We start from the raw sequence: 26053 nt of genomic DNA, 5'->3' as shown, positions 1-26053 counted from the left end.
TGCCAAGGTACCGACCAGGATGCCGACGATCGCCGCAGGGAGAATGCCGATCTCTCGCTGCAGGATGACCGATACGATGCCGGCCAGGGCAAACACCGCGCCACCGGAGAGGTCGATCTGGCCCGATATCAAAAGCACCGTCAGGCCGATCGCGATCAGGCCGATTGTCGCCGCCCGGTCGAGGCCGAGGCCGAGGGTCGATGCCGAGAGGTAGCCGGGGACCACCAGCGCGGAAATGACAAGCGTCAGGCCGAGAATGACGACGACGCGATACTGCGAGACAAGCGAAAGAAAACGCATCACGACACGCCCCGCTTGCGCAGCGCCGCATCCATGCCAACGGCACCGACGATCAGGATGCCGAGCACGAAACCCTGTATCGGCGTGCGCACACCGTCGAGCACCATGACGTTGGTCAACAGTTGCACGAAGATGAGGCCGGCGATGGCCCGTGGCACCGATCCGAAGCCGCCGACGATCGACACGCCGCCGACCACCACCGCCGTGATGGCACTGAATTCGTAGCCGCCGCCGATGAGCGGCCGCGCGCTCTGCAGCGTCAGCCCGAGCAGGCCGCCGCTGATGCCGGAAGCGAGTGCTGTGATCACGAAGGCGCCAGCCTTCACGGCCTGCACCGGAACCGCACTTGCCTCGGCGGCGCTGTAATTGCCGCCGGTGGCAAGCGTCCATCTGCCCCAGAAGGAGCGGGACAGCACGAAATGGCCGACAAGAGCAATGACCAGGAAGATCAGCACCACGACTGGAATGCCGAACAGCCGGCCCTTGGCGAACTCGGCGGAGGCGGGATTGCTGCCATAGACGATGACCCCGCCGACAGCCGCCTGGACGATGCCCAGTCCGATCGTGCCAATGCCGAGCGTGGCAATGATGGGGTTGATGCCGACATAGCCGACCAGGACGCCGTTGAGCAGGCCTATGAGGCCGGCAAGGCCGACGGCCAGGACGAAGGCGGGCAGCGGCCCGATCATCGGCTGCAGCCCGAGCGACAGGATGGCGCCGCAGGCGATGGTGGCCGGCACCGAGAGGTCGGCCAGGCCGCCGACCACGAGCACGAAGGTCATGCCGACGACGACGATGCCGACGATGGACATCGAGGTCAGGACGTTGAGCAAATTGCCTGATGTGAAGAAGGCGGGGCTGACGAAGGAGCCGTAGAGCATCACGGCGAGGATGGCGAAGGCCAGCCCCGCCTTCGACAGGACACCGATAAGCCTGCTGCCACGCGTGAAGCGGTCGTTGCGGTTCACACCGCCGATCTCCATGGCCGCTTCGGTCACGCCATCTCCTCCCCCGTGGCCAGCGCCATGATGCGTTCCTCGCTCAATTCGCTGCGCAGGAGAGGCTCGGAGGCGTGTCCATCGCGCATCACCACCACGCGGTCGCAGACGCCAAGGATTTCGGGCAGTTCCGAGGAGATCATCACCACCGCCATGCCGCCTGCGACGAGCTGGCCAATGATGTGGTGGATCTCGGCCTTGGCGCCGACGTCGACGCCCCGCGTCGGCTCGTCGAGGATCAAGACCAGGGGCTTGGCGGCAAGCCATTTGGCGATGACCGTCTTCTGCTGGTTACCGCCCGACAGAAGGCTGATGCGCCGTTCGCCGTCGGGCGGTGAAATCGAAAACTGCTTGACCGAGTCCGCGGCAAGCGCGTGATCGGCGCTGCGGCTGATGCGCCCGAAACGGCTCAGGCGGCGCAGTATGGGCAGGCTGATGTTTTCCCGGATCGACATTCCAGGCACGACGCCGTCGCCCTTGCGATCTTCCGGAACATAGGCAATGCCTGCCCTGACCGCCTGGGATGGCGAGTTGATCGAGACCTCGCGTCCGTTGACGCTGACTGTGCCTTCGACAAGCCGCGACAGGCCGAAGATCGCGCGGGCGACCTCGGTGCGGCCAGCGCCCACCAGCCCGGTCAAGCCCAGTATCTCGCCGGCGCGTACATCGAAGCTGACATCGCGGAAGCGCGCGCCGTCGCTGATGCGTTCGACGCGCAGCACCGACTTGCCGATCTCGGCCGGGCTTTTCGGGAAGACATTGCTGACTTCGCGACCGACCATCAGCCTGATCATGTGAGCGGCATTTATGCCTTCGATCGGCCGCGTCTCGATCATTGATCCGTCGCGCAGCACAGTCACCTCGTCGGCAATTTCGAGCACCTCCTTCAGTCGGTGGCTGATATAGATGATGGCGATTCCGTCATCGCGCATCTTGCGCAAGATCCGGAACAACGCCGCCGTCTCATGCTCGCTGAGGCTGGATGTCGGTTCGTCCAGGACGATGATCCTGGGCTGCGCCGCGTAGGCCTTGGCGATCTCGACGAGCTGCTGCTGGCTGATCGACAGGTTGCCGAGCCGTTCACGCGGGTTGATGGCCGCTCCGAGCTCATCGAGGACGGCGGCTGCAGCCCGGATCATCTCGCCCTTGCGCAGAAAGGTCCACTTGCCCGGCATGCGGCCGAGATAGACGTTTTCGGCGACGCTCAGGTCGGGGACCAGATTGATTTCCTGATGCACCATGCGGATGCCCAGCGCCTGGGCATCGGCGGGCCGGCGCATGCGCACTTCGGCGCCGCCGACCCTGATTGCGCCGCTGGTGGGTGCGTAGGACCCGTTGAGCACTTTCATGAGCGTCGATTTGCCGGCGCCGTTCTCACCCACGACCGCATGAACGGTGCCGAATTTCACGGCGAAATTGACGTTGGACAGAGCCTTCACGCCCGGGAACGTCTTGCTGATGCCTCGCATGTCCAAGGCGCAATCGGCGGCGACAGTCATATCTGGCTAGGTTCCTCCTGGCGGCCGGCCGATCGTCCTCGGTATCGGCCATCGATATTTTAGTATAATAGCTGCTTCAACACAGCTCGACCCCTCTTCGAACTGGCTTGAACGTCCGGGCTTTTGAACACGCGACTCAGTCCAGGCTCTCGGTTGCGGTTGAATTTCTCACCGCGGATGATGACTATTGCACTAATATAATAGTTCTGGCAAGGTGGATTTCCGGCGGTCGTTATGAACATCGTGTCCACCGACACCCGACCGCTTCCATTGGATGCGTTCCGATTGACATTCTAGTATTATCTGGCCATTTCTGGTGAACGAAGATACGGATTTGCAATGGACCTGGATCCTTCGACGCTCAATCGGGCTCTTCCGCTCCGCGATCAGATCTACCACAAGATCCGCAACCTGATCGTCGTCGGGCAGCTGAAGCCGGGAGAGGTCATCAACGAAGTCGCCATCGCGGAGGCCCTGGGGGTGTCGCGCACCCCGGTGCGCGAAGCGGTCAAGCGCATCAGCGACGAGGGCCTGGTCAAGATCTTGGCACAGACCGGCACCTATGTCGCTCCGATCAGCCGGGCCGACCTGGAAGAAGCCTATGTCATTCGGCGGGCACTGGAGATGGAGAGCGCCCGACGCGCGGCCGCCAAGTTCACACCGGCCGCCAGCGAATTGCTGGAAGACAACATGGCGGCGCACCGGCTCGCCATATCGCGAGGCAGATATGCCACCGCGATACAGCTCGACGATGTCTTTCACCGCACCATCGCCGAGATCTGCGGCCTGCCGATGATCTGGAGAGCCGTCGACATCTCAAAGGCACAGATGGATCGCGGCCGCTATCTCGCCATCCCCAAGCCGGGCTATGGCGAACAGACGATCGAGCAGCACGAGGCCATTTTCGACGCGCTGAAGCGCCACGACGCCGAGGGTGCGGCGCAAGCGATGGAACACCATCTCGAGACGTCGTTCCGCAACACGCTCGAAGTCGCCGCCGACCTTCTCGACTGAAGCCCTGCGAGCCACCGGCATGCAAAGAATGGGACTTTGTATCGGCGTGAAAGCAGAGGCGATCGCGGACTACAGGCGCGTCCACGCCGCTGTCTGGCCCGACGTCCTCGAGGTCATCAGCGGCGCCAACATCCGCAACTATTCGATCTTCCTGCGCGAACCGGAGAACCTTCTGTTCGCCTGCTGGGAGTATCACGGCAGCGACTTCGCCAAGGATGCGGCGCGAATGGGCGAGTCGCCGGCGATGCGCAAATGGTGGGAGCTGTGCGACCCCATGCAGACGCCACTGCCGACGCGCGCCGACGGCGAATGGTGGGCGGCGATGGAAGAGGTCTTCCATCTCGACTGACCGTGTCCCGGCCGGGCGGCGATCCGTTGTTTCATCCAGCCGTTTGCCGCCCTCAAACTGCGCCGCAAGGCGCTCTCATCGCACGCCACTCACCTGACCGATCCGCCGCAACGCCCTGCAGTCCAGGCCTTTCGCAACCGCACCTTGACCACTGACATTCTATTATATTAGTATTCCAAATCACTTTTGCCTCTCGACGCTCCTTGTCGGGGAGAGCCTTTTCAGAGTTTGGGTCATGGCACGGTTCATCAAGCTGTCGGATACAGACAACATTCTTCTGGCGGTCGATCCGTTGAAGATCGGCGACAAAGCCGGGGACGTGGCAGCGAAGGCGCGCATACCGCGCGGGCATAAGATGGCCCTGCGCGACATCGGCTCGGACGACCCGATCGTGAAATACGGCCAGACCATTGGCTTTGCGCGGGAACCCATCGTCGCCGGCGACTGGGTTCACGAGCACAATGTGTATCTGCGCAATTTCGAACGCGACTACGTCTTCGGCACCAATACCAGGCAAACCGAGATCGTTGCCGAGGCCGAGCGGGCCACCTTCATGGGTTACCGTCGGCCGAGCGGCAAGGTCGGCACGCGCAACTTCATCGCCGTCCTGACGTCAGTGAATTGCTCTGCCAGCGTCGCCCGGTTCATCACCGACGAGGTCAACCGGTCTGGCATCCTGCGCGACTATCCCAATATCGACGGCATCATCGCACTCGTCCACGGCACTGGCTGCGGCATCGACACCAAGGGTCCCGCTTACGACCTGCTGAAGCGCACGCAATGGGGCTTTGCCACGAACCCCAATGTCGGCGGCGTGCTGATGGTCGGGCTCGGCTGCGAAGCGTTCCAGATTCCGCGCTGGATGCAGTCGTACAACATCGAGGAGAGCACGATTTTCCGCACGATGACGATCCAGGAAACCGGCGGCACGCGAAAGACAGTCGAGGCCGGCGTTAAGGCGATCGTCGACATGCTGCCTACGGTGAACGCCGCCGAAAGGACGCCGCAACCAGCCTCCGAACTGGTGCTAGCACTGCAATGCGGCGGATCGGACGGTTACTCCGGCATCAGCGCCAATCCGGCACTGGGTGCTGCGGTGGACCTGCTTGTCGGGCAAGGCGGCACGGCCGTGCTCTCGGAGACGCCCGAAATCTATGGCGCCGAACATCTTCTCGCCTTGCGCGCCGAGAGCCGCGCGGTGGGTGAAAAGCTGATCGAGCGCATCCGCTGGTGGGAGGATTATACCGCCAGGCACGACATGGAGATGAACAACAACCCTTCGCCCGGCAACAAGCTGGGTGGGCTGACGACCATCCTGGAGAAATCGCTCGGCGCCTCCGCCAAGGGCGGCACCACCAATCTGCGCGCAGTGCTGGAATATGCCGAGCCGATCAACGAGCGCGGCCTCGTCTTCATGGATACGCCTGGCTACGATCCGGTCTCGGCCACCGGGCAGGTCGCCGGCGGCGCCAACATATTGTGCTTCACCACCGGCCGCGGTTCGGCCTTCGGCTGCAAGCCGACGCCCTCGATCAAGCTTGCCTCCAACACCTTTATCTTCGAGCAGATGCGCGAGGACATGGACATCAATTGCGGAGACATACTGGACGGCGTCTCGCTGGCCGAGAAGGGCGAGGAAATCTTCGCCGAGATCCTGCGCGTCGCATCCGGCGGGCGCACCAGGTCGGAAGCGCTCGGCTATGGCGACAACGAGTTCGTGCCATGGAGCCTTGGCGCAACCATGTAGCGATATCGCCCGCCTGCGCAGGCCGGCCTTTATCCCGGAAGTAGCTCAAACGGAAAGAACCGCTCGACATGAACAGGATCGATCTTGACGGCCAGCACGCTGTGGTCACCGGCGGCGCCCAGGGCCTCGGCTTTGCGATGGCCAGACGTTTCGTCGCCTCCGGCGCGACGGTAACCTTGTGGGACCTCGATGAGGCCCGCCTCGAAACCGCCAAGAAGGAACTCGGCAGCGCCGCCACGACGGAGACCGTGGACGTCGCCGATTGGGCGTCGGTGGACGCGGCGCGCGCCAGGACCGAAGAGCTGGCCGGCAAGATTTCCATTCTGGTCAATTCCGCCGGAATTGCCGGCCCGGCCGCCCCGCTCGACGTCTACGACATCGAGACGTGGAAGAAGGTCATCGACGTCAACGTAAACGGTACGTTCTACGTCAATCGCGCCGTGGTTCCCGGAATGAAGGAGCGCAATTACGGACGGATCGTCAACATCGCTTCGGTGGCCGGCAAGGAAGGCAACCCCAACGCCTCCGCCTATTCAGCCTCGAAGGCGGCGGTCATCGGCTTGACCAAGTCGCTCGGCAAGGAACTGGCGCAGTACGACATCGCCGTGAACTGCATCTCGCCGGCCACGGCACAGACGCGCATCCTCGAACAACTGACGCCGGAGCACATCGAATATATGCGCTCGCGCATTCCGCGCGGCCGCCTGCTGGAGGTTGACGAAGCCGCGGCGATGGTCGCCTGGCTCGTCTCCAAGGAGAACAGCTTTACAACCGCCTCCACGTTCGACCTGTCGGGTGGACGGACGACCTACTGAAAGGCAGTTGCCGTTCAGCCAGGCAACCGACCCAGACCAATCGCAAAGCGCTCCACCATTGCGAGGCCAGGCTCGCCTGGCCGCATCGCCGGAGCCCGGTCATGTACCGGGATGCCGGCGCGGGCGCCGAACAGCCGCTTGCCGTAACAGACCAGGCTCTCGATGCCTTGCATGACGAAGACGGCAGCCGGCAATATTCTTGCATATTCAGCCTCGGCCGTGACTTCGTCTCCGGCGCGGAACGCATGATAGGCGCGCACGGCATAGTCGGCGCAATCCGGCGCCAGGATCATGCCGCGGCAACCGATGCGGAAATTGTCGATCAGTTCCAGGCCGCCGCGTCCGTTGAAAACCGGTATCCGGCCTTCGGTGCGCTCGATCAGCCCGGCGATGTCGGTGACCGGACCTTCGCCCTTGATCAGCCTTATGTTGGGATGCAGCGTGACGAGTTCGCGGATTTCGTCCGATGACAGGCCGCGCCCGAAAAAGGCCGGCGCGTTCTGGATCGCCACCGGCAGGTCGGTCGCCTCGGCGACGCGGCCGAAGAACTTGATGTATTCCGGCGCACCATAGGATCCGGCTGGCGGCGGCTGCAGGATCACCCAATCCGCTCCGACGCTTTCGGCATGGCGAACCTGCGCCACCTGCTCAGCCACAGAAGAACCGAAGATGGTGAAGGCGAGCGGCACTTTTCCTGCGGTGTCTTCCGCCGTCCAGTCCATGATCGTCCGACGCTCGGCCTCGGTCAGCTAGGCGACTTCCGTTGCCAGGCCGAGCGCCGCCATGCCGTGCACGCCGGTCGCGAGGCAGATCTCGACCTGCCGACGCATCGCCGCGCGGTCCAGCTGTTCGTTCACGTCAAAGAGCGCGTAGAGAATGGCGTGAATACCGTGGAAATCATCTGGTTTGAATTTTGTCACGCGTACCTCAATGGCTTTCGCGTGGAATGGCATGGCCACGGCTTCCGACGAGAAAGTCGAGGTCGGCGCCACGATCCGCCTGCAGGACATGGTCGACGTAGAGGCCTTGATAGCCGCCGCGCATCGCCGGGACGGGCGGTAGCCAGGATTCACGACGCCGCGCCAACTCCTGTTCCGACACGTCGAGATGCAGCTTCCTCGCTTCGACATCGAGCTCGATGAAGTCGCCGCTCCTGACCAGCGCCAGCGGGCCGCCGATAGCGGCTTCGGGTGCGGCATGCAGAACGACAGTGCCGAAGGCGGTACCGGACATGCGGGCGTCGGAGATGCGGATCATATCGCGGACGCCTTGCTTCAGCAGCTTCCGAGGCAGCGCCATGTTGCCGACTTCGGCCATGCCAGGATAGCCTTTCGGCCCGCAATTCTTCAGCACCATGATCGACGCATCGTCGATGTCCAGCAAGGGATCGTCGACGCGCGCCTTGTAGTCGTCGATGTCCTCGAAGACGACGGCGCGGCCGCGATGCTTCATCAGCGCTGGCGAGGCGGCGGACGGCTTGATAATGGCGCCGTCGGGCGCCAGATTGCCGCGCAGCACCGCGATGCCGCCGTGCGATGTCAGCGCCTTGTCGCGCGGGCGGATCACCTCCGGATTGTAGTTTTGGGCGTCACTGATGTTCTCGCACACGCTCTTGCCGGTGACGGTCAGCGCGTCGAGATCAAGCAGATCGGCCATCTCCTTCATGACGGCCGGAATGCCACCGGCGTAGCAGAAATCCTCCATCAGGAAACGGCCGGACGGCATCAGGTCGAGGATGGTCGGCACATCGCGGCCATATCTGTCCCAATCGTCCAGCGTCAGCTCGGTGCCGACGCGGCCGGCGATTGCCAGCAGATGCACGACCGCATTGGTCGAGCCGCCGATCGCGCCATTGATGCGGATCGCGTTGGCGAAGGCTTGTCTGGTGAGGATAGCCGACAGGCGCAGATCCTCATTGACCATCTCGACGATGCGCCGTCCGGTCATGCGGGCGATGCGGCTGCGGCGTGCATCGACTGCCGGATAGGCGGCGTTGCCCGGCAGCGCCAGGCCGAGCGCCTCGACCATCGAGGCCATGGTCGAGGCCGTGCCCATGGTCATGCAGTGACCGGGTGAGCGCGACATGGCGCTCTCGGCATTGGCGAAATCCTGCTCGCTCATCACGCCGGCGCGAACGTCTTCCGAAAACTTCCACACATCGGTGCCGGAACCGATTTCGCGGCCTTGGAAGCGGCCATTGAGCATCGGCCCGCCGGAAATAACGATCGACGGCAGATCGCAAGAGGCCGCGCCCATGACCAGCGATGGCGTGGTCTTGTCGCAGCCGGCCATCAGCACGACGCCGTCCATCGGGTTGCCGCGGATCGCCTCCTCGACATCCATCGAGGCGAGGTTGCGAAACAGCATCGCCGTCGGCCGCAGATTGGACTCGCCGCAAGAGAAGACCGGGAATTCGAGCGGCAGGCCGCCGGCTTCCAGCACGCCGGCCTTGATGTGCTCGATCAGAGCACGGAAATGCACGTGGCAAGGCGTGAATTCGGAGAATGTGTTGCAGATGCCGATCACCGGACGGCCGTCGAAGGCATCATCGGGCAGGCCGTTGTTCTTCATCCAGCTGCGGTGGATGAAGGCATCCTTGCCCAGCCCGCCGAACCAGTGCTGCGATCGTCTCTTGGTCATGGTCTTTCCGGCGTTCAGGCGGGATGCTGGAGCTGGCTCAGTCCACCGTCGACGACGAGCGTGGCCGCGTTCATGAACGGGCACTCGTCGGAAATCATGAACACCGCGGCAAGCGCGATCTCGTGCGCCGTGGCGATGCGGCCGCCGGGGTGCAGCGCCATGGTGTTGGCGCGTGCTGTGGCTGGATCGGCAAAGCTGTTCCAGTAATCGATCGCCTTCTGCGTCTCGACATAGCCCGGCGCCAGCGCGTTCACGCGCACGCCTTGCGCCGCATATTCGAGTGCCAGCGATTTGGTCAGGCCGAGCAGCGCGTGCTTGGCGACCGGATAGGGGAAGGTGTGCGGGATGATGGTGAAGCTGTGCGTCGAGGCGATGTTGAGGATGGCGCCGCCGCTCGCGATCATGCCCGGCAGCACCGCCTTGCTGCAGTTCCAGGCTCCCTTGACGTTGACGTCGAAGTTGCGGTTCCACTCTTCCTCGGTCGCCTCGAGCGGCGTCGAGAACACATTGACCCCGGCATTGTTGATCAGCGCGTTGATCGGGCCGATCTCGGCGGCCGCTTGGCTGACGGCAGCCGCAATCCCGGCGCTGTCGCTTATGTCGGCCGCAACATGTCCGACATGGCCTTGCGGTGCGGCAAGGCCGGCGACTGCCTTGTCCAGCAACGCGCCGTCGCGGTCGACCAGGAACAGTTTTGCGCCTTCGGCCAAACAGGCTTTGGCGATGGCAAGCCCGATGCCTTGCGCTGCACCCGTCAGGAAAATGCGTTTGCCGGAAAGGCGCTCAACCATTTTTGTCCCTCCAGCCTATCGCCGGCCCAAAGCCGACGAGCGCAGATTGTCGAGCAGCACGGCCAGCAGCAAAATGACGCCGCGCACGATGTACTGGTAGAAGGCCGGGATGTTGAGCAGGTTCATGGCGTTCTCGGCGATGCCCATAATCAGCACGCCGACGATGACGCCCGACATGGTGGCGCGGCCGCCGGCAAGCGAGACTCCGCCGAGCACGCAGGCCGAGATAACCGAAAGCTCGAGCCCGACCGCCGCGTTGGGCTGGCCCGAGGTGATGCGCGACGCCAGCAGGATGCCGGCGATACCACAGACGACGCCTTGCAGCGCAAAAATCCAGATGCGCGTCCGGTCGACATTGACGCCGGCAAGCCGCGAGGCCTCCGGATTGCCGCCGATGGCCAGCGTGTTCTTGCCGAAAACGGTCCGGTTGAGGACGAAGCCGAAGATGCAAAACAGGATGGCAAGCACCCAGACCGGCGTCGGTATGCCGAGCAGTTTCGAGAGCGCCAGCTGATAGAAATCCGGGCTGTTGATGCCGACGGCGCGGCCGTCGGACGCGATCAGCGCAAAGCCGCGCACGATCTGCATGGTGGCCAGCGTCGTGATCAGCGCGTTGATGCGAAATTTGGCGATGACAACGCCGTTGATGAAGCCGACGAAAGCGCCGCAGGCGATTGCCGCCAGCAGGCCAAGCAGGATCGAGCCGGTGTAATTCGAGGCCATCACAGCGACCATGCCGGCAAAGGCGACGATCGAACCGACCGACAAGTCGAAGTCGCGCGTGGCGAGGCAGAACATCATGGTGCAGGCGACGATGCCGACGGTGACCACCGACTGCAGCAGGCCGAGCATGTTGCGGTCCGTAAGGAAGTTCGGCACCAGAGCCGACACCAACGCGAAGGCGACGACAAAGATGACGACGAGCCCCTGTTCGCCGAGCAGGATTTTTTTCAACTGGTCGGTCATGCCAAAAGTCCTCAGGATGCGATCGCGTCGGGGGTTTTCTGATCGGGGAGAGCGGCAGCCAGGATCGCCCTTTCGGCGAACTGGTCGCGGGTGAGCTCGGCGCTGACGCGGCCGCCGCACATCACCAGGATGCGGTCGCAGATGCCCATCACCTCCGGCAGTTCGGAAGAGACGACGACGATCGCCATGCCATCCTCGGCAAGCTGGTACAGTAGCTCATAGATCTCGGATTTGGCACCGACATCGATGCCGCGCGTCGGTTCGTCGACAATGAGAACCCGCACGCCCTGTTCGGACAGCCAGCGGCCGAGGATGACCTTCTGCTGGTTGCCGCCGGAGAGGTTGATGATGTCCTGCTTGCGCGACGGCGTGCGCACCTTCAGCTTCTTGATAAAGGTCTCGGCCGTGGCGATCTCGCTGGCGCGGTTGAGCACGCCGAAGCGTGTGTGATGGCGCCGCGACGAGATGTTGATGTTCTCCTCGACCGAGCGCCCCTGGATGATGCCGTCATGCTTGCGATCCTCCGAGCACAGCACGATGCCGGCCCGGATCGTGCCACGCGGATCGGTGGCGCGAACCAGCTTGCCGTCGACGGTGATGGTGCCGCCCGAGCGCGGATCGGCGCCATAGACCAACCGCATCAGCTCCGAGCGCCCGGCGCCGATCAGGCCGAAGAAGCCGACGATCTCGCCTGCCCTTGCCTCGAAACTGGCCGGTGTCTGCAGTTTGGGGCCGCTGAGAGCGTCGACCTTCAGGCGGACATCGCCTGTTTTTCGTGCGCGAAAACCCCAGATATCCGAAATCTCGCGGCCGACCATCTCGGCGACGACCTGATCGCGGGTGACGCCTTTCAGCGACGCGTGGTGCGCCGCGAGCTTGCCGTCGCGCAGCACGGTCAGGCTGTCGCAGAGCCGGAACACCTCGTCGAGCCTGTGCGAGACGTAGATGATGACCTTGCCCTCGCTGCGCAGGCGATTGATCAGGGCAAACAGGATTTCGCTTTCGCGCGAGGACAGCGACGAGGTCGGTTCGTCCAGCGCGATAACGCGTGCGTCGAGCATGACCGCCTTGGCGATCTCGACCATCTGGCGTTCGCCGATCGACAGCGTCTTGACCTTGCGGCGCATGTCGATGTCGATACCGGCCGATTTCAGCTTGGCGCCGACGTCGTCCAGCATCCGGCGACCGGCGATGATGCCGGCGTTGGCGGGGAAACGACCGAGGCTGAGGTTTTCGGCAACGGTGAGTTCAGGAACGAGTTGCAGTTCCTGATGAATGACAATGACGCCATTGTCGAAGGCATCCCGGGTCGAGGTATAGGCTTGAACCCTGCCGTCAATGCGGATCTCGCCCTGATCGGCATGCTGGTCGCCGGAGAGGATCTTGATCAGGGTGGATTTGCCGGCGCCGTTCTCGCCCATCAGGCCATGCACGGCGCCTTTGTCGACGCCGAACGAGACGTCCGACAGCGCCTTGACGCCCGGATAGGTCTTGGTGATGTGCGAGAAGTCGAGAAAGGACACGAGCCGATCCTTTTGAGCCATGACAAACAGGCGGCGGGATGAGCCGCCGCCTGTTTGTACAGGGAGGATTATTCGATGCCGAGGCCCTGGCGGACCTTCTGGTAGTCGTCACGCTTGGCGAGTGCACCGGAAGTCAGGATCAGCTTCTCCGGTTCCTTGTTGTTGGCAACCCAGTCATACATGTTGAGCGCCGTCTCGTAGCCATGACGCTTCGGCGAGATGATCACGGTGCCGACGAAGCCAGTGGCGGTCGGCTTCTTGAACTCGTTGATTGCGGAATCCGCGCCGCCAATGCCAACGCCGATCACGCTGTCAGCGGGGATGCCGACGCTTTCGGAAGCACGCACTGCGCCGAGCACCGCCTCATCGTTGAGGCCGAAGGAGACCCATTTCTTGATGTCGGCATGGGCGTTGAGCACGACCGTTGCGGCGTTGAGGGCGGCTTCGGTGTCGGTCTTGGCCTGTGGCGCGTCGAAGATGTTCTCGGCCTTGAAGCCGTTTGCCTTCAGCACCGAGATGGCACCTTCGACGCGGTCGACCGCGGTCGGCAGTTGGTCGTAGGAGACGCGGATGGCGCCGACCTCGTCGGCCTTCCAGCCGCGTGCCTTCATTTCGTCGACGATCGCCTGGCCGACGGCTTCGCCGATCTTGGTGGCCGAAATGCCCATATGCGGCACGTCTTCCAGCGCCTTGCCGTCGGCGCCGACCAGACGGTCGTCGACAGTCATCAGCTTGAGATTGTTGGCGGCGGCCTTGGCGACGATGCCGGGGCCAAGCTTCACGTCCGGTGTGCAGACGATGAAGCCCTGGGCGCCCTGGGCGCCGAGATTGTCGATGGCCGACATCAGCTTCTCACCGTCCTCGGCGCCGATCTTGACCAGGGTAAAGCCCTTCTCCTTGGCGGCCTGGTCGGCGAACTTCCATTCGTCCTGGAACCACGGCTCCTCGGGCTGTTTGACGATGAAACCGATCTTGGTGTCCTGAGCATATGCAGCGATGGTCGTGACGGACAGCACGGCAAGCGCGCCCGCGACGAGCGCGGTCTTCAAAAGTCGCATGATTACCTCCCAGCGATAGACCGGGCGCTCAGCCCGGATGCCGGAGTCTCTAATCGCTTTTATCATACTCGTCAATTGATCTGGTATGATAATTAATGTACATGCTCTGACCAGCGATCGCTGGCGCAATTGATCCGCATCCGTTAAGGGCGGACCGGCTGTGCGAAACCAGCGGTTCGCCGCCTTGGAGGAGGGCTGAGGTGACCGAGATTCTGAAAAAAGCCCCGGGAGATACGACCACTCGCCGCCCGCGCGTGATGCCGGATGTGACCAAGGCGATAGCCTCTGACATCTTCTCCGGGCGCTATCCGGCCGGCTCCTCCTTGCCGACCGAAAACGAGCTCGGCGTCGAGTATGGCGTCAGCCGCACCGTGATCCGCGAAGCCCTGAAGGTGCTGGCCGCCAAAGGGCTGGTGCTGTCGCGGCCACGCATCGGCACGATCGTCTGCAACGAGGACGACTGGAACATCATCGACCCGCAGGTGCTCGCCTGGCACGCGCCGCACGCGCTGGACGACAAGCTCTTCGACGCCATCCTCGAAACGCGCCGCGCCATCGAACCGCTGGTCGCAGAACTCGCCGCCACCCGCGCGACGCTGCAGGAAATCGCCGATCTCGAAGCGGCATGGCGAGGCATGGCCGGCGCTGGCGAGGACCTCGCCGCCTTCTCGCGCAGCGACATCGCTTTCCACCAGATCGTCTATGCCGCGAGCCACAACCCGATCTTTCGCCAGATCGGTAATCTCATCGACACCGGGCTGAAATTCTCGCTCGAGGCGACGGCGGTGATTTCGCTCGACCGGCGCATGGAGGCCGTGGCGGCGCACCGCGAGGTGGTCGAGGCGCTGCGCATGCGCAATGCCGAGGCGGCACGCGGGGCGGCAAACAAGATCCTCGACCTCGCGGCGCGCGACCTCGGCAGCGCCAAGAAACTCAAGAGCAACTGAGACTGCGCATGAAAATCATCTCGCTCACCACCTACATCGTTCCGCCGCGCTGGCTGTTCCTGAAAATCGAGACCGATGCCGGCGTCACCGGCTGGGGCGAGCCGGTCGTCGAGGGCCGGGCACTGACCGTCGAGGCAGCGGTCAAGGAGCTTGGCGATTACCTCATCGGCAAGGATCCCCGCCTGATCGAGGACCACTGGACGGTGATGCACCGCGGCGGCTTCTACCGTGGCGGGCCGATCCTGATGAGCGCCATTGCGGGCATCGACCAGGCACTGTGGGATATCAAGGGCAAGGCGCTCGGCGTGCCTGTGCATGAATTGCTCGGCGGCAAGCTGCGCGACACGATCAAGGTCTATTCCTGGATCGGCGGGGACCGGCCGGCGGAAGTCGCGGCGGGTGCCCGGGAAATGGTTGCGCGCGGTTTCCTGGCGTTGAAGATGAACGGTACCGAGGAGTTGCAGATCGTCGACAGCCACGACAAGATCGATGCCGCTGTCGAACGCGTCGCCATGGTGCGCGAGGCCGTGGGGCCCAACATCGGCATCGCCGTCGATTTTCACGGCCGCGTGCACCGGCCGATGGCGCGCGCCCTGGTCAAGGAGCTGGAGCCCTACAGGCTGATGTTCATCGAGGAGCCGGTGCTCAGCGAAAACCGCGAGGCGCTGAAGGAGATCGCCGCGCTTGGCTCGACGCCGATTGCGCTCGGTGAGCGGCTCTACAGCCGCTGGGACTTCAAGTCGGTGTTCGAGGAAGGTGTCGTCGATATCATCCAGCCAGACCTGTCGCATGCCGGCGGCATCACCGAATGCCGCAAGATCGCGGCGATGGCGGAAGCCTATGATGTGGCCGTGGCGCCGCACTGCCCGCTCGGGCCGATCGCGCTTGCTGCGTGCCTGCAGCTCGACGCGGTCAGCTACAACTGCTTCATCCAGGAGCAGAGCCTCGGCATCCACTACAATGCCGCCAACGACCTGCTCGACTATGCCGCCAACAAGGATGTCTTCCGCTACGAGGATGGTTATGTCGCCATTCCCGACGGACCGGGACTGGGTGTCGAGATCGACGAGGACTATGTCAAGGAACGCGCCAAGGAAGGCCATCGCTGGCGCAATCCGGTCTGGCGCCACAAGGACGGCTCCTTCGCCGAGTGGTGATCGGGCTGCCTTTCAGTCTCTAAGCGCTCCATGAACAGTGAGGACTTTGTCCGGCGAGCCATCGCTCTCAAGAAATGGCTCGTTCGTTCCGTTGATGGAGGCGCTTTCAGCGGCGTTGCCTGAACTGGCCACCAAGCGCAACGGCCGCAGTGCGGCACATTCATCGGCTGCGAATTGCAGAGGAACTGTTTGGTGGAGCCAATCGGGATCGAACCGACGACCTCTTGAATGCCATTCAAGCGCTCTCCCAACTGAGCTATGGCCCCACTTCCGGCAGTCAACCGGCGCCGTTTCCGGCGAAGAGATCCGGCGCGGGTTGGAGACCACGCCGTTAGTGCAGGCGGCTTCTAACCCCGCCCTTCTCAGATATCAAGCCTTCGATAGCCGCTTTTTCTTCACAGGCCACGAAAGCCCGCAAACGCCCGCTTTCAAGGCCGATCAGACCTCGTCGTCGTCGTCTCCGACGCCGATCATGTCGGCGACGTCGTCGTCTTCTTCCTCTTCGTCGGCAAGGAAAGTGTCATCTTCGTCGTCGCCGAGATCGACGTCGTCCTCATCGTCGCCAAGATCCGGCAGGTCGTCGCCCTTGACGTCCTCATCAGCCTCTTCGAGCGAGACGACCTCAACGCCTTCTTCTTCCTCGGCGTCCACTTCCTTCTCGGCCACTTCCTCTTCCTCCTCGAGAGCGGCAATCTTGCCTTCCTCGAAATAGGAACGCGGATAGGTCTTGCCGGTGTAGGGCGAGACGATCGGGTCCTTGTTCAGGTCGTAGAATTTTCGGCCCGTCTCCGGGTCGATACGTTTTGTGCCAAGTTCGGTTTTTGCCACGGCAAGCCTCGTCAATAAAAGAGTGGTCCCCTTAACCACAGTTTGCAGCGCTGTCAAAGCGAAAAGCCGGCGTCACAAAACCATGCATTGAAAGGCCTCGCATCAAGTGACGACCATGGGGATGACCATTTCGCCCCACCGTGATACGAGACCGCCGCAACAAATGAAAAGCGCCGGCCTGCCGGCATTCCGTCCAGGGAAATTCCATGTCTCACGCCGCCGCCCCCAAGCCGGCCACCGCCCGCCAATCCCCAGCCCTTTCCGGCATCGCGCGCGTGCCGGGCGACAAGTCGATCTCGCACCGTTCCTTCATGTTCGGCGGCCTCGCCTCCGGGGAGACCCGCATCACCGGCCTGCTCGAAGGCGAGGACGTGATGCGCACGGGTGCGGCCATGAAGGCAATGGGCGCGCATATCGAGAAGAACGGCGACGAGTGGGTGATCCGCGGCACCGGCAATGGGGCGCTGCTGCAGCCGGAAGGCCCGCTCGATTTCGGCAATGCCGGCACCGGCTCGCGGCTGACCATGGGCCTTGTCGGCACTTATGACATGGAGACGACCTTCATCGGCGATGCCTCGCTGTCGGGCCGGCCGATGGGCCGCGTGCTCGAACCCTTGCGCCAGATGGGCGTGCAGGTGCTGAAGGCGACACCGGGCGACCGCATGCCGATCACACTGCATGGACCGAAGCATGCCGCGCCGATCACCTATCGCGTGCCGATGGCCTCGGCGCAGGTGAAGTCCGCAGTGCTGCTCGCCGGCCTCAACACGCCCGGTATCACCACAGTCATTGAACCCGTCATGACGCGCGACCACACCGAAAAGATGCTGAAGGGGTTTGGCGCCAATCTGTCGGTCGAGACCGACGAACGCGGCGTGCGCCACATCTTCATCGAAGGCCAGGGCAAGCTGACCGGCCAGACCATCGCCGTGCCGGGCGACCCGTCCTCGGCCGGCTTCCCGCTGGTGGCCGCACTGATCGTGCCGGGTTCGGACATCACAATCGAGAACGTGCTGATGAACCCGACCCGCACCGGCCTGCTTTTGACGCTGCAGGACATGGGCGGCAAGATCGACATCCTCAACCCGCGTAATGCCGGCGGCGAGGATGTCGCCGATCTGCGCGTGCGTTACTCCGAGCTGAAGGGCGTCATCGTGCCGCCCGAGCGGGCGCCGTCGATGATCGACGAGTACCCAGTGCTCGCGGTCGCCGCCAGCTTCGCCGAGGGCGAAACGCTGATGCAGGGGCTGGAGGAGCTGCGGGTGAAGGAGTCCGACCGGCTGTCTGCCGTCGCCAATGGTCTGAAGCTCAACGGTGTCGACTGCACCGAGGGCGAGGCTTCGCTTGCCGTGCGCGGCAAACCGGGCGGCAAGGGGCTTGGCGGCCATCCCAACGGCCAGGACACGACGGTGCAGACCCATCTCGACCACCGCATTGCAATGAGCTTTCTGGTGATGGGGCTGGCGACCGAAAAGCCGGTGACCATCGACGATCAGGCGATGATCGCGACCAGCTTTCCGGAATTCATGGGGCTGATGACGGGGCTGGGCGCGGAGATTGGAGCTTGAGGGCGATAAAATGGGCGAGAGCGAGTCTGGTAAGAAGGTAGGGATAAATATCGACGTTGGCATAGGAGCCAAAGCTGAGATAAAGGCGGAAATTCCGCCCCAATCTTCCGGTCGCTTGCTAGATGCCTTGACGGATATCATCCGACCGATATCAGAGGCTCGTGGTTTGCGCGCAGATCAGATTCGGCTTCAACGGGAGGACGTTCTAGTCGAGATAGCCAAGATTGCCCGAAAGCGCCTAGACATAGAAAGCGGCCAATTTAGTCCAATTCCTAACAAGGTATTGATTCCCGCTCTCGAGAAAGCCTCTCTCGAGAGCCCTGATGATGCTGAAATGATGGAAAGATGGGCGGAGCTTATTGCCAGCGCAGCGACAGGCAGCGGGATATCCCCCCATCTCGTAAACGTACTATCTGAGCTCTCTTCAAATCAGGCTGGCCTCTTGGAGAGAATATTCTGGATAGGGAACGCGACAGATGAGAAAGAATACAAAACCGACCAGGAAGATCGGCAGTACAGAGATCGAGTAAATTCGATCGTATCAGAGGCGCCGATTATTCATCATCCCCGTAGAACGTTAATTCTTGCGGGGGCTATTCGTAGACTCATTTCGATTGATGATCCTTACGAGTCATTTTTTTATTTTGCACAATGCATTTTGCCCGGACCCGGCTCCTTCTACATGAGCGCCTCTGTATCGAGCAAAGAATTTGGCGCGTTAAACTATATGCAAGACGTTTATAATGAAGGTATAAAAGTTGATATCGCCGTACTTAGGAATTTGTCTCTAATTGAAAAAAAAGGATATTTCGTTTGAAATGAGAGATAGCACCATAGTATGCTCTGTTGAGCTGTATCGGATTTCCTCATTTGGCTATTACTTCTTAAAAATGTGCTCACATAATATTAGAGAATTCATGGACAATTCCGGAAAGAAAGACGATGAACTTCGATAAATCGGGAAAACTATGACGATAGTCGCCATCGACGGCCCCGCCGGTGCCGGCAAAGGCACGCTGGCGCGACGGCTGTCCGACCATTACCACCTCAACCTGCTCGACACCGGCCTCACTTATCGCGCCGTCGCCCATGCGCTGCTGCGGCTGGGCCTGCCGCTCGACAATGTCTCGGCGGCGGAAACCGCTGCCCGTCAGGTCGACCTGGCAAAGCTCGACCGGGCGGTGCTGTCAGCGCATGCGGTCGGCGAGGCAGCCTCGAAGGTCGCCGTGTACCCGACGGTGCGGCGCATCCTCGTCGAGAAACAACGCGACTTCGCCAAGACGCCGCCCGGGGCCGTGCTCGACGGCCGCGACATCGGCACCGTCGTCTGCCCCGACGCCGACATCAAACTCTATGTGACGGCCAGCGCCGAGGTGCGGGCACAGCGCCGGTTGGCCGAGATCGAGAGCATCGGCGGGACCGCTGATTTCACCGAGATCCTCGCCGATATCGTGCGCCGCGACGAGCGCGACATGGGTCGAGCGGACTCACCGTTGAAGCCGGCGGTCGACGCGCACTTGCTTGATACCAGCGAAATGGCTATAGAAGCCGCGTTTCTTGCAGCCATGGCGATCATAGACGACGTGCTAGCCAAGAGAGACAAGGCCTGATCCGGGTTTTCCCTCGTATTTCCGTTGTCGGAGGCGAAGAAAATACCCATATCGGGCACGAACCAGCCTGCCAGCATTCTTCATGCGCCGGAATTGCCGCTTAAAAAGCGGCCCAGGGTTTTTGTAGCCCGGAACGCCGGCAGGCCAACGCAACGCTAACCTACGGCGCCCGTCCCGCTTCTAGATGCGGGGCACTCCAGGAGAAACAATGTCAGCTGCAAATCCCACTCGCGATGATTTCGCGAGCCTGCTCGAAGAATCATTTACCACAGGCCATTCCGGCGAAGGTCAGGTCGTCAAGGGTACGATCACCGCGATCGAAAAGGACATGGCCATCATCGACGTCGGCCTCAAGGTCGAAGGCCGCGTGCCGCTGAAGGAATTCGGCGTCAAGGGCAAGGACACCACCCTCAAGGTCGGTGACACCGTCGAAGTCTATGTCGAGCGCATCGAAAACGCGCTTGGCGAAGCGATGCTTTCCCGCGAGAAGGCCCGCCGCGAAGAGAGCTGGGTTCGTCTCGAAGAGAAGTTCACCAAGGGTGAGCGCGTCGAAGGCGTCATCTTCAACCAGGTCAAGGGCGGCTTCACTGTCGACCTCGACGGCGCCGTGGCCTTCCTGCCGCGCAGCCAGGTCGATATCCGCCCGATCCGCGACGTCTCCCCGCTGATGCACAACCCGCAGCCCTTCGAGATCCTCAAGATGGATCGTCGCCGCGGCAACATCGTGGTGTCGCGCCGTACCGTGCTCGAAGAGAGCCGCGCCGAACAGCGTTCGGAAATCGTGCAGAACCTCGAAGAAGGCCAGGTTGTCGAAGGCGTCGTCAAGAACATCACCGACTATGGTGCGTTCGTCGACCTCGGCGGCATCGACGGCCTGCTGCATGTCACCGACATGGCATGGCGCCGCGTCAACCATCCGACCGAAATCCTCAACATCGGTCAGACGGTCAAGGTGCAGATCATCCGCATCAACCAGGAAACCCACCGCATCTCGCTCGGCATGAAGCAGCTCGAGAGTGATCCGTGGTCCGAGATCGGCACCAAGTTCCCGATCGGCAAGAAGATCAAGGGTACCGTCACCAACATCACCGACTACGGCGCGTTCGTCGAGCTGGAGCCGGGCATCGAGGGTCTCATCCACGTTTCGGAAATGTCGTGGACGAAGAAGAACGTGCATCCCGGCAAGATCCTGTCGACGACCCAGGAAGTCGACGTGGTGGTGCTCGAGGTCGATCCGGCCAAGCGCCGCATCTCGCTCGGCCTCAAGCAGACGCTCGAGAATCCGTGGCAGGCTTTCGCCTCTAGCCATCCGGTCGGCAGCCAGGTCGAGGGCGAGGTCAAGAACAAGACCGAGTTCGGCCTGTTCATCGGCCTCGAAGGCGACGTGGACGGCATGGTGCACCTTTCCGACCTCGACTGGACCCGTCCGGGCGAGCAGGTCATCGAAGAGTACAATCGCGGCGACATGGTCAAGGCGCAGGTGCTCGATGTCGACATCGACAAGGAGCGTATCTCGCTCGGCATCAAGCAGTTGGCCAAGGATACGGTCGGCGAAGCGGCGACTTCAGGCGAACTGCGCAAGAACGCGGTCGTCACCTGCGAAGTCATCGGCGTCAAGGATGGCGGTCTGGAAGTGCGGCTGGTCGACAGCGGCATCGAGACCTTCATCAAGCGCTCCGATCTGAGCCGTGACCGCGACGAGCAGCGCCCCGAGCGCTTCACCGTTGGCCAGAAGGTCGATGCCCGCGTCATCGCCTTCGACAAGAAGACCCGCAAGCTGCAGGTCTCGATCAAGGCGCTGGAAATCGCCGAAGAGAAGGAAGCGGTCGCTCAGTACGGCTCGACCGACTCCGGCGCTTCGCTGGGCGACATCCTGGGTGCCGCGCTGAAGAAGCAGGGCAGCTAAGCTTCGGCTGTCTGCCGCGCCTCGCGCGCGGCCTCAACAAAAACCCCGCCGGAGCGATCCGGCGGGGTTTTTCTTTGACTTGACCGACGTGAAGGGTTGGAAGGTTACGCCCTGCCGTAAAGCGGCACCAGCGTGCCGCTCATCGCCTGATTGGCCGGCGAGGCAAGGTAGGCGATGGCCTCGGCGGCGGCTTCGAGGCTGCCCCATCTGGTGACATCGGCATCCGGCATGTCGGCGCGGTTTGCCGGCGTATCGAGTGTCGACGGCGCCACGGCATTGACCAGGATGCCCCTGTGCTTCAGCTCTTCGGCCATCGCCACCGTCATCGCGGCAACCGCCGCCTTGCTGGCGGCGTAAGCGACCATGCCAGCGCCGCGCCGCGGATCGAGCCCGGCGCGCGCCGTGACGTTGACGATGCGGCCCGCCGTGTCCGACGACAGCATTGAGCGGATCGCGGCGCGGCAGCACAGGAAGGCGGTGCGTGCATTGGTGTCCATCATCTCGGCAAAGGACGCCGACTCGATCTTTTCCACCGGTGCGGCGGTGAAGCCGCCGGCCAGGTGGATTGAGCCCCACAGGCCTGGAACCTGACTGTAGAACGCTTCGACCTTGGCAGGGTCCGAGAGATCGACATTGTGCACCAACTGGACACGGTCATGCGCGGCGAAGGGAAAATGCGCTGGTGCGGCGGCATGGGCGTTGGGCACATGGCAGATCGCGCCGTCACTCAGCAGTTTGCCGACAACCGCACCGCCGAGCGCACCGGTTCCACCGGTCACGACGATATGCTTGCCTTCAAGTGTTTCCGTCATCTTGGACGCTCCTGTCATTTTTTTATCGTTAGGTCGTTTCTGTGCCGCCGACGCGAAGCGTCGCGCCTTTTGCCCCGTCACTCAATTGACATCTCGACATGGCAGTTGTCGCGTCTTTGCATGCGTCCGCCCACCGGCCGGCCGTGGTTCAGGGCGGCGAGACGGGAAATACGTAGCACCGTCCTTCAGTCAACCGTGATTTCGATGACGCGCGGCAGTCCGGTGGCCCGGGCGCGCTTCAACGCGTCCGCGAGAGCGTCGATGTCGGCAAGCCGTTCGGCGCCGATGCCATAGGCCTCGGCCAGCTTGCAGAAATCCGGCGGCGCCGGCGATACGCCGACCGGCTCGACACCGACATCGAGCATCGAGGTTTCGATCTCGCGGTAGCCTCTGTTATTCCAGACGACGAAGATGACCGGCGCCTGCGCGTCGAGTGCGGCGCCCAATTCCGGCAACGTGAACTGGAAGCCGCCGTCGCCGGTCAGGCAGACAACCGGCGCATCGGGTATCGCAAGGGCCGCGCCAATCGCCGCCGGCGGGCCATAGCCGAGCGCGCCGAAGCCGGTGGCGGCATTGAACCAGCCGCCTGGGCGGTCGTGGTCGTAATAGAGGTTGGCGGCATAGATCGGCTGCGTCGAATCGCCGACGATGAGCGCGCCCGGCAAGGTGTCGCGGATCATCTCGACGGCGCGCACCTGTGCCTGCAGTGTCGGATTGAGCTCGGCAAAGGCTGTTTTTCGTATAGCAGCGGCGCGCGACGAACCGCCCTCGCTTGCCCGGACATGGCCCGTTTCCAGAAGCAGCGCTTCGAGCGCCTCAGCGCAATCGGCCTGGATCGAAACCGTCGCCGGGCGGCGGGCAAGCTGGTCGGCGCCGATATCGATGCGGATCAGATTGGCGGGCAGGACAAAGCCGCCATCGCTGTAGCCGTCATAGTCGGTCGGGCCGAATTCGGTGCCGGCGGCAATGACCAGGTCGGCGTCGGCCATCAGCGCCCGTACCGCCTTCAGGCTGGGACTGGCCGGCACGCAAAGCGGATGACCATGCAGCAGGCCGCGCGCATTGGTGGTCTGGACGACCGGCGCTCCCAGCCGCTCGGCCAGACGCCGCAGTGGCGCTTCGGCGCGTTTGGCGCCGCCGCCGACCAGGATCAGCGGGCGGCGCGCGGCACCGATGAGTTTGGCCGCGCTGGCAATTGCGGCACCTTCCGGCGCGGGTGGGGTCACATTGCTCAGCATGGCAGCGATGCCATCCGCCGACTTGACCATGACGTCGGTCGGGATCTCGATATGCACCGGGCCGGGCCGCGCCGATGAAAACAGGGCAAAGGCCTGCGCCAGGGCACCGGGCAATTCGCCGGCCTCGGTAACGCGCTGCGAAAACAGCGCCACCTTCTCCATCATGCCGCGCTGGTCCGGCAATTCATGCAGATGGCCCAGCCCCTTGCCCAGCGTCGGCGTGGCGTTGACGCCTGATATGACCAGCATCGGTACCGAATCGGCGCGTGCCTGCCCCATGGCGGTGATGGTGTTGGTGAGCCCCGGTCCGGTGATGACAAAGGCGACGCCCGGCTTGCCGCTGGCGCGCGCATAGCCATCGGCCATGAAGCCGGCGCCCTGTTCGTGACGCGGCGTGACGTGGCGGATATTCGAGCGCGCCAGCCCGCGGTAGAGCTCGACCGTGTGGACGCCCGGAATCCCGAACACCGTGTCGACGCCATGCGCTTCAAGCAGCGAGATGAGGGCTTCGCCGAGTGTCGTCATTGGTTTTCCTCCCCGTCCGGCGCGAGGCCTAGTTCGGCCTCGACAGTCTTGATGCCGATCGCCGCCAATTCGCCGGCCGAGAACATCTCGCCGGCCAGGCAGCCTTCGATCCAGAGTCCGTCGATGATCGCATTAATCGCGATGGCATGGTGGCGCAATTGGCTTGCGTCCGGATTGCGCCGTTCGGCGGCGAGCACCTCAGCCACAACCGCCTCCACCTCATTGCGAAAACCAAGGTAGCCTTCGCGGTGGGCGTGGGCCAAGGTCGGATCCGCTCTGGCGCGGCCGATGAAGGTTGCCCAGAGCGAAAACACCCGCGCATCGATGATCGGCGCATTGAGGTTGGCGGTGACGAAAGCCGCAAGGCGCTGGCGAGGCGAGGCATTCTCCATGACCAAAGCCGCTTTCGCCTGCTCGGTCATGCGGCCCATCAGCGCTGCATAGGCTTCCTGCAGCAATTCTTCCTTGCCGGGAAAATAGTGCCGGATCAGCCCAGCGGTGACGCCGGCACGCAATGCGATGGTGCGCAAGGTGGCGCCCTGCAGGCCATGTTCCGCCACGCTGTCCAGAGTGGCCTCGATCAGATCCTGCCGCCGCCGCTCCTCGCCCTCGCGACGGAACCTGCGGCGGGATGGCATATTCATTGGCGCAGGATCGGTCGCGTCAGGCATGTCGGCCCGCCCTCGCAGGCGATGCAGAGCGCATCCGCCTCGAAGATTTCGACCGTGCAGCCGGCGGCTTCCATCGCGGCTTTGGTCTTTGGAAAGCCTGCGACGGCAATGACCTTGTGTGGGCTGGTCGGCAGCACGTTCAGGCTAAGGCCGTTGGAAGCCGCGAACTCTTCGGCGTCGCCTTCGACCAGCCGGACGTTGCGCGCCTTCAGCATCTGATAGAACGGGGCCGGCAAAAGCGGTGAATAGACCAGTGCGAGGTCGTCGGCCAGCGGGCTGATCACCGACATCAGATGCAGGCACGCCTCTTCGCCTTGCCACAGCGGCAGATCAAAGCCGTAGACGGAAACGCCCAGCGGCGTCAGCAGGTTGGAAACCTGCTGGATGCCTTCCTGGTTGGAGCGGACACCGCGCCCGATCACCAGCGTGCGGGCATCGAGCCATACACAATCACCGCCTTCGACCTGGCCAGGAACCTCGACGCGGCCCAGGATTGGAATACCCAGCCTTCGGTAGGTTTCCTCATGCAGCGAGGGCTCCCTGGCGCGCAACGGCTTGCCCATGGACAGGATCAGCGCGCCGCGATCGGTCATCAGCGACGGGTCGTGCGTGAACACCGAATCCGAAAGTCCATCCGCCGTGTCCTCGATCCATTCGATTTCGGCACCGGAAGCCGCCACCAGTTCAGCAAGGAGCGCGTGCTGCGATGCCGCTTTCGCCGGATTGAAACCCGGGCCATAGTGCCAAGCAGCCCTGTCGGCATTGCGCATGGCGTTGGCCGCCGACCGCATCAGCACGCGGCGCAGCGGCGCCGCCATGGACTGTGATCCGAAAGCGCTCATCGAAGTCCTTTTTCGCTGAAAAAAATCGAGAAAATTTCATGGAAGGCTATTTATACACTTGCACAACAAGCTCGCAAGTGCCGTAATAAGCAGGATTGACGGGCTCGCGCCGTTGGGTCCATGCTGAAGTCTGGAGCGGGGCAGTACAGCGTATATGTTGATTAGCCGGATAGACGTTCGACGAACCGCCACCGACCCTGTAGAGGTCACCCAGTGAGCGTGGTGGAAGCTGCCACAGTCCAATCCGGC

Annotated in this window: 24 protein-coding genes, 1 tRNA gene and 1 pseudogene; 10 read left to right on the top strand and 16 right to left on the bottom strand. The window is 62.9% G+C overall.

Annotated features, from left to right (window positions below):
* From EN964_RS02095 to EN964_RS02085, 3 genes and pseudogenes are all read right to left on the bottom strand, one after another.
* Nucleotides 1-300, bottom strand: a pseudogene (locus tag EN964_RS02095) (ABC transporter permease); the annotation flags it as partial.
* On the bottom strand, nucleotides 300-1298 hold the full coding sequence (locus EN964_RS02090) for an ABC transporter permease (protein WP_236383297.1): 999 nt from the start codon (nucleotides 1296-1298) through the stop codon (nucleotides 300-302). The pseudogene EN964_RS02095 and the gene EN964_RS02090, both read right to left, overlap by 1 nt.
* Nucleotides 1295-2797, bottom strand: a complete 1503-nt coding sequence (locus EN964_RS02085) for a sugar ABC transporter ATP-binding protein (protein WP_127269484.1) — start codon at nucleotides 2795-2797, stop codon at nucleotides 1295-1297. The genes EN964_RS02090 and EN964_RS02085 overlap by 4 nt, the downstream gene beginning before the upstream one ends.
* Nucleotides 2798-3136: 339 nt before the next feature.
* Between EN964_RS02085 and EN964_RS02080 the strand changes: the two genes are divergently transcribed.
* The 4 genes from EN964_RS02080 to EN964_RS02065 all read left to right on the top strand — a co-directional run bounded on the left by EN964_RS02080 (nucleotide 3137) and on the right by EN964_RS02065 (nucleotide 6722).
* Nucleotides 3137-3811, top strand: coding sequence for a GntR family transcriptional regulator (locus EN964_RS02080; protein WP_127269483.1), 675 nt, complete (start codon nucleotides 3137-3139; stop codon nucleotides 3809-3811).
* Between the two features lie 19 nt (nucleotides 3812-3830).
* On the top strand, nucleotides 3831-4160 hold the full coding sequence (locus EN964_RS02075) for an L-rhamnose mutarotase (protein WP_127269482.1): 330 nt from the start codon (nucleotides 3831-3833) through the stop codon (nucleotides 4158-4160).
* A 235-nt stretch (nucleotides 4161-4395) separates the two neighbouring features.
* Entirely contained in the window at nucleotides 4396-5907 is a 1512-nt protein-coding gene (locus EN964_RS02070; RefSeq protein WP_127269481.1) for a UxaA family hydrolase, read from the top strand.
* Nucleotides 5908-5975: 68 nt separating this feature from the next.
* Nucleotides 5976-6722: an SDR family NAD(P)-dependent oxidoreductase gene (locus EN964_RS02065; protein WP_127271930.1), complete on the top strand. Its 747-nt coding sequence runs from the start codon at nucleotides 5976-5978 to the stop codon at nucleotides 6720-6722.
* Between the two features lie 14 nt (nucleotides 6723-6736).
* On the opposite strand, the gene EN964_RS02060 is transcribed toward EN964_RS02065, so the two are convergent.
* The 7 genes from EN964_RS02060 to EN964_RS02035 all read right to left on the bottom strand — a co-directional run bounded on the left by EN964_RS02060 (nucleotide 6737) and on the right by EN964_RS02035 (nucleotide 13700).
* Nucleotides 6737-7471 carry a dihydrodipicolinate synthase family protein gene (locus tag EN964_RS02060; RefSeq protein WP_256755018.1) on the bottom strand — a complete coding sequence of 245 codons (735 nt, stop codon included), beginning with the start codon at nucleotides 7469-7471 and terminating at the stop codon, nucleotides 6737-6739.
* Nucleotides 7472-7642 (bottom strand): hypothetical protein, encoded by a 171-nt coding sequence (locus EN964_RS38355; protein WP_245456791.1) that lies wholly within the window; start codon nucleotides 7640-7642, stop codon nucleotides 7472-7474. It abuts the gene before it with no gap.
* A gap of 7 nt (nucleotides 7643-7649) precedes the next feature.
* Complete coding sequence (locus tag EN964_RS02055) at nucleotides 7650-9362, bottom strand: IlvD/Edd family dehydratase (protein ID WP_127267765.1); 1713 nt, start codon at nucleotides 9360-9362, stop codon at nucleotides 7650-7652.
* 14 nt (nucleotides 9363-9376) lie between these two features.
* Nucleotides 9377-10153 carry an SDR family oxidoreductase gene (locus EN964_RS02050; RefSeq protein WP_127267764.1) on the bottom strand — a complete coding sequence of 259 codons (777 nt, stop codon included), beginning with the start codon at nucleotides 10151-10153 and terminating at the stop codon, nucleotides 9377-9379.
* A 15-nt stretch (nucleotides 10154-10168) separates the two neighbouring features.
* Complete coding sequence (araH, locus tag EN964_RS02045) at nucleotides 10169-11119, bottom strand: L-arabinose ABC transporter permease AraH (RefSeq protein ID WP_127272533.1); 951 nt, start codon at nucleotides 11117-11119, stop codon at nucleotides 10169-10171.
* A gap of 11 nt (nucleotides 11120-11130) precedes the next feature.
* Nucleotides 11131-12642 (bottom strand): L-arabinose ABC transporter ATP-binding protein AraG, encoded by a 1512-nt coding sequence (gene araG, locus EN964_RS02040; RefSeq protein WP_127267762.1) that lies wholly within the window; start codon nucleotides 12640-12642, stop codon nucleotides 11131-11133.
* 68 nt (nucleotides 12643-12710) lie between these two features.
* Nucleotides 12711-13700 (bottom strand): arabinose ABC transporter substrate-binding protein, encoded by a 990-nt coding sequence (locus tag EN964_RS02035; RefSeq protein WP_027039820.1) that lies wholly within the window; start codon nucleotides 13698-13700, stop codon nucleotides 12711-12713.
* A 200-nt stretch (nucleotides 13701-13900) separates the two neighbouring features.
* Here EN964_RS02035 and EN964_RS02030 point away from each other — a divergent pair, with 200 nt between their 5' ends.
* Together EN964_RS02030 and dgoD are read left to right on the top strand one after the other, a co-directional pair.
* Nucleotides 13901-14647, top strand: a complete 747-nt coding sequence (locus tag EN964_RS02030) for a FadR/GntR family transcriptional regulator (protein ID WP_127267761.1) — start codon at nucleotides 13901-13903, stop codon at nucleotides 14645-14647.
* 8 nt (nucleotides 14648-14655) lie between these two features.
* Nucleotides 14656-15804 (top strand): galactonate dehydratase, encoded by a 1149-nt coding sequence (gene dgoD / locus EN964_RS02025; protein WP_127267760.1) that lies wholly within the window; start codon nucleotides 14656-14658, stop codon nucleotides 15802-15804.
* Between the two features lie 190 nt (nucleotides 15805-15994).
* On the opposite strand, the gene EN964_RS02020 is transcribed toward dgoD, so the two are convergent.
* A tRNA-Ala gene (locus tag EN964_RS02020) sits at nucleotides 15995-16070 on the bottom strand.
* 172 nt (nucleotides 16071-16242) lie between these two features.
* Complete coding sequence (locus EN964_RS02015) at nucleotides 16243-16632, bottom strand: TIGR02300 family protein (protein WP_013528180.1); 390 nt, start codon at nucleotides 16630-16632, stop codon at nucleotides 16243-16245.
* Nucleotides 16633-16838: 206 nt separating this feature from the next.
* On the opposite strand from EN964_RS02015, the gene aroA reads away from it, so the two are divergent.
* The 4 genes from aroA to rpsA all read left to right on the top strand — a co-directional run bounded on the left by aroA (nucleotide 16839) and on the right by rpsA (nucleotide 21716).
* Nucleotides 16839-18200 carry a 3-phosphoshikimate 1-carboxyvinyltransferase gene (gene aroA, locus EN964_RS02010; protein ID WP_127272415.1) on the top strand — a complete coding sequence of 454 codons (1362 nt, stop codon included), beginning with the start codon at nucleotides 16839-16841 and terminating at the stop codon, nucleotides 18198-18200.
* Between the two features lie 10 nt (nucleotides 18201-18210).
* Nucleotides 18211-19017: a hypothetical protein gene (locus EN964_RS02005; RefSeq protein ID WP_127269105.1), complete on the top strand. Its 807-nt coding sequence runs from the start codon at nucleotides 18211-18213 to the stop codon at nucleotides 19015-19017.
* A gap of 151 nt (nucleotides 19018-19168) precedes the next feature.
* Nucleotides 19169-19810 carry a (d)CMP kinase gene (gene cmk, locus EN964_RS02000; protein WP_127269104.1) on the top strand — a complete coding sequence of 214 codons (642 nt, stop codon included), beginning with the start codon at nucleotides 19169-19171 and terminating at the stop codon, nucleotides 19808-19810.
* 208 nt (nucleotides 19811-20018) lie between these two features.
* Nucleotides 20019-21716, top strand: a complete 1698-nt coding sequence (rpsA, locus tag EN964_RS01995) for a 30S ribosomal protein S1 (RefSeq protein WP_013528183.1) — start codon at nucleotides 20019-20021, stop codon at nucleotides 21714-21716.
* 104 nt (nucleotides 21717-21820) lie between these two features.
* On the opposite strand, the gene EN964_RS01990 is transcribed toward rpsA, so the two are convergent.
* The 4 genes from EN964_RS01990 to EN964_RS01975 all read right to left on the bottom strand — a co-directional run bounded on the left by EN964_RS01990 (nucleotide 21821) and on the right by EN964_RS01975 (nucleotide 25804).
* Nucleotides 21821-22528 (bottom strand): SDR family NAD(P)-dependent oxidoreductase, encoded by a 708-nt coding sequence (locus EN964_RS01990; RefSeq protein ID WP_127269103.1) that lies wholly within the window; start codon nucleotides 22526-22528, stop codon nucleotides 21821-21823.
* 185 nt (nucleotides 22529-22713) lie between these two features.
* Nucleotides 22714-24291 carry a 5-guanidino-2-oxopentanoate decarboxylase gene (locus EN964_RS01985; RefSeq protein ID WP_127272414.1) on the bottom strand — a complete coding sequence of 526 codons (1578 nt, stop codon included), beginning with the start codon at nucleotides 24289-24291 and terminating at the stop codon, nucleotides 22714-22716.
* A complete protein-coding gene (locus tag EN964_RS01980) occupies nucleotides 24288-24935 on the bottom strand; it encodes a TetR family transcriptional regulator C-terminal domain-containing protein (RefSeq protein WP_236383290.1) in 648 nt (215 codons plus the stop codon). The genes EN964_RS01985 and EN964_RS01980 overlap by 4 nt, the downstream gene beginning before the upstream one ends.
* A complete protein-coding gene (locus EN964_RS01975; RefSeq protein WP_127268707.1) occupies nucleotides 24932-25804 on the bottom strand; it encodes a dimethylarginine dimethylaminohydrolase family protein in 873 nt (290 codons plus the stop codon). Before EN964_RS01975 ends, EN964_RS01980 begins: the two co-directional genes overlap by 4 nt.
* Nucleotides 25805-26053 lie beyond the last annotated feature (249 nt).

Source organism: Mesorhizobium sp. M7A.F.Ca.CA.001.10.2.1 (genome assembly GCF_003998575.1).
Taxonomy (GTDB): Bacteria; Pseudomonadota; Alphaproteobacteria; order Rhizobiales; family Rhizobiaceae; genus Mesorhizobium.
The sequence above is the reverse complement of the archived record's forward strand: the minus strand, read 5'-3'. Positions and strand labels throughout refer to the sequence as shown.

Bases quoted from the DNA above. Each gene is read 5' to 3' on its own strand.
- EN964_RS02085 (WP_127269484.1), bottom strand. From the start codon at position 2,797: ATGACTGTCGCCGCCGATTGCGCCTTGGACATGCGAGGCATCAGCAAG.
- EN964_RS02080 (WP_127269483.1), top strand. From the start codon at position 3,137: ATGGACCTGGATCCTTCGACGCTCAATCGGGCTCTTCCGCTCCGCGAT.
- EN964_RS02075 (WP_127269482.1), top strand. From the start codon at position 3,831: ATGCAAAGAATGGGACTTTGTATCGGCGTGAAAGCAGAGGCGATCGCG.
- EN964_RS02070 (WP_127269481.1), top strand. From the start codon at position 4,396: ATGGCACGGTTCATCAAGCTGTCGGATACAGACAACATTCTTCTGGCG.
- EN964_RS02065 (WP_127271930.1), top strand. From the start codon at position 5,976: ATGAACAGGATCGATCTTGACGGCCAGCACGCTGTGGTCACCGGCGGC.
- EN964_RS02055 (WP_127267765.1), bottom strand. From the start codon at position 9,362: ATGACCAAGAGACGATCGCAGCACTGGTTCGGCGGGCTGGGCAAGGAT.
- EN964_RS02050 (WP_127267764.1), bottom strand. From the start codon at position 10,153: ATGGTTGAGCGCCTTTCCGGCAAACGCATTTTCCTGACGGGTGCAGCG.
- araH (WP_127272533.1), bottom strand. From the start codon at position 11,119: ATGACCGACCAGTTGAAAAAAATCCTGCTCGGCGAACAGGGGCTCGTC.
- EN964_RS02035 (WP_027039820.1), bottom strand. From the start codon at position 13,700: ATGCGACTTTTGAAGACCGCGCTCGTCGCGGGCGCGCTTGCCGTGCTG.
- dgoD (WP_127267760.1), top strand. From the start codon at position 14,656: ATGAAAATCATCTCGCTCACCACCTACATCGTTCCGCCGCGCTGGCTG.
- aroA (WP_127272415.1), top strand. From the start codon at position 16,839: ATGTCTCACGCCGCCGCCCCCAAGCCGGCCACCGCCCGCCAATCCCCA.
- EN964_RS02005 (WP_127269105.1), top strand. From the start codon at position 18,211: ATGGGCGAGAGCGAGTCTGGTAAGAAGGTAGGGATAAATATCGACGTT.
- cmk (WP_127269104.1), top strand. From the start codon at position 19,169: ATGACGATAGTCGCCATCGACGGCCCCGCCGGTGCCGGCAAAGGCACG.
- rpsA (WP_013528183.1), top strand. From the start codon at position 20,019: ATGTCAGCTGCAAATCCCACTCGCGATGATTTCGCGAGCCTGCTCGAA.
- EN964_RS01990 (WP_127269103.1), bottom strand. From the start codon at position 22,528: ATGACGGAAACACTTGAAGGCAAGCATATCGTCGTGACCGGTGGAACC.
- EN964_RS01985 (WP_127272414.1), bottom strand. From the start codon at position 24,291: ATGACGACACTCGGCGAAGCCCTCATCTCGCTGCTTGAAGCGCATGGC.
- EN964_RS01980 (WP_236383290.1), bottom strand. From the start codon at position 24,935: ATGAATATGCCATCCCGCCGCAGGTTCCGTCGCGAGGGCGAGGAGCGG.
- EN964_RS01975 (WP_127268707.1), bottom strand. From the start codon at position 25,804: ATGAGCGCTTTCGGATCACAGTCCATGGCGGCGCCGCTGCGCCGCGTG.